A 2012-nucleotide genomic window follows, 5' to 3' on the forward strand; every position below is an offset into this window, starting at 1 on the left:
ATATAAATTCTCCAGAAATTGGCAATAACAGAACAAACCGGGGGCAATCTCAAATTTGGCCTGGTAAAATATAAAGGGACTTCCTGAAAATCTGGAAATCATTTTTCCTATAATTAATATTATGTTAAACAGGCACACAGCCCTTCGCTTCAAAGAAAAAATAAAAAGGCCAACGCTTCTATTAAACACATATTTGTAGACCCCGATTGAGTTTGGAAAAGTTTATATGAAAATTTGTCCTCTAAGTTTTAAATCCATTATATTTAATACCCCCTCACATCTTGTAATATATTTTTTAACCGAATAAATATACGTTTTGCAATAATCAGGCGTTATATTTGTTCTTAACTTATAAGTTAAGTTGAAAGTTCAAATTGTTCATTTGGAAGATTTTGATAAGGCATCTCTATATTCAGCTCAAATTTTAAATGACAATTTGGATATTGTCGGCAGTGAACAGTATTTGGAATTTTTGCATGGAAAGAAAAAGGTGGAGAAAGATCGGCGGCAATTGGGAGAGCTTCAAAAAATAATAAAACGAATGGTAACTCTTGATGGAGCCGAAGAAAACTTTTTTAGAAGAGAAAATTCTTTTAGAGCATTGCCCCCGCACTGGTTTACTTTTTTTGACAGTGACGGAATTGAAGATTTTGGCTTGAGGCTATACTGTATCAGGGTGAACGATGAAGCTCTTATTCTTTTGAACGGGGGTAGAAAAACTGCCCAATCAGTACAAAATTGCCCTAATTGCTTTCCTCATTTCCAATTTGCAGATAAACTAACTACTGCTTTTTATAATGCAATCTATCTAAATGATATTGAAGTAGACGGCAGTCAAATTAAAACCGACCCCAATTTTTACTTAGAGATTTAAACTAAGAAATATGAAAGAGAGAGTAAAATCAACTAGCAAAGCGTTTGATTTAGAATGTGAAGATTTACCTGAAATAAATAGCAAGTTTGTAGATATGTCACTGACTATAGCCAGGTATATGTCTAATTTCACAAAAAGCAAAGAATTTAAACAAAAAGACATTGCAGATAAATTAGGGAAAACGGAGCCTGAGATAAGCAAATGGTTTTCAGGTTTACATAATCTAACCTTGAAATCTATTATTAAACTACAATTAGCCTCACCTATCAAGCTTTTAAACCCTGCACTTTTTGTAGAAGAAAAAACAGATAACACTACTGCTTCATCTGCAATTGTTGTTAATATGGATTCTCATTCATATGCAAAAACATCTTCTCATCCTGCTAAACTAGGATAATAAAGCATATTACTAATGGAGTTTAAATTTAAGTTTAAAAATATTGAGCTGACTTCAAAAGAGATGGTGGAGCCCCCCCCGGACCTTCCATATGTTAGTTTTAAATATAACATCAGAGTAGAAACAAGAGTCCAAAGTGAAATTAAATCTGTACTGATAATTGTTAAAGTCATTATTTCAGACGAAAAAACAGACGTTTTTTTGGCAAAGGTTAACGCAATCTGCGTATTTGAAGTAGTAGATTTTGAAAAGCATATTGTATTGAATGAAGATGGGTTATATACTATCCCACCTTCATTAGAAAATACCATAAGACCTGTATCAATTTCCACTGTTAGGGGAATAATATATTCAGAGTTTCGTGGTACTTATTTAGGTTCTTCAATTATGCCTGTCGTTTTTATGTCTGACTTTGTAGAAGAAAACAAAAAGTAATTCATAGTTCCATCCGTATCACGGCCAAGTCAGCATTTTTGTAAAATGCATGGCTATTTTTTTTATTTTTTCTTTTGCCACGCACAACCCACGCTACTTGCCAGCGCACAGGGGAATTTTCTTATCGGGAAACTTAAAAATTCCCCACCCACCCTACGGCTAACCTGAGTAACATAATATGAGTTATACAAATTTTTAATTACTCTAATGATAAAGAACGACCTATGCTATTGCAATCTTAGCACTAAACAATAATGCTCGGTAGCGAACAGTTTATTAAGAATCACACTTCCCTGGAGTGTAAAA

At 33.4% G+C, this 2012-nt stretch carries 3 protein-coding genes; all 3 read left to right on the forward strand.

What is annotated here, in order from left to right:
- The first annotated feature begins 382 nt into the window (after positions 1–382).
- The 3 genes from ACHZDT_RS06320 to ACHZDT_RS06330 are packed head-to-tail and all read left to right on the forward strand — an operon-like array spanning position 383 to position 1706.
- Positions 383–874 carry a hypothetical protein gene (locus ACHZDT_RS06320; protein ID WP_394773786.1) on the forward strand — a complete coding sequence of 164 codons (492 nt, stop codon included), beginning with the start codon at positions 383–385 and terminating at the stop codon, positions 872–874.
- A 10-nt stretch (positions 875–884) separates the two neighbouring features.
- Positions 885–1271, forward strand: a complete 387-nt coding sequence (locus tag ACHZDT_RS06325; protein WP_394773787.1) for a helix-turn-helix domain-containing protein — start codon at positions 885–887, stop codon at positions 1269–1271.
- Positions 1272–1286: 15 nt separating this feature from the next.
- Positions 1287–1706, forward strand: a complete 420-nt coding sequence (locus ACHZDT_RS06330; RefSeq protein ID WP_394773788.1) for a hypothetical protein — start codon at positions 1287–1289, stop codon at positions 1704–1706.
- Positions 1707–2012: the final 306 nt, after the last annotated feature.

It is taken from the genome of Flavobacterium sp., assembly GCF_043722275.1.
Classification (GTDB): domain Bacteria; phylum Bacteroidota; class Bacteroidia; order Flavobacteriales; family Flavobacteriaceae; genus Flavobacterium.

Excerpts from the sequence above, each read along its gene's own strand:
- ACHZDT_RS06325 (WP_394773787.1), top strand. The coding sequence starts at position 885 with ATGAAAGAGAGAGTAAAATCAACTAGCAAAGCGTTTGATTTAGAATGT.
- ACHZDT_RS06330 (WP_394773788.1), top strand. The coding sequence starts at position 1,287 with ATGGAGTTTAAATTTAAGTTTAAAAATATTGAGCTGACTTCAAAAGAG.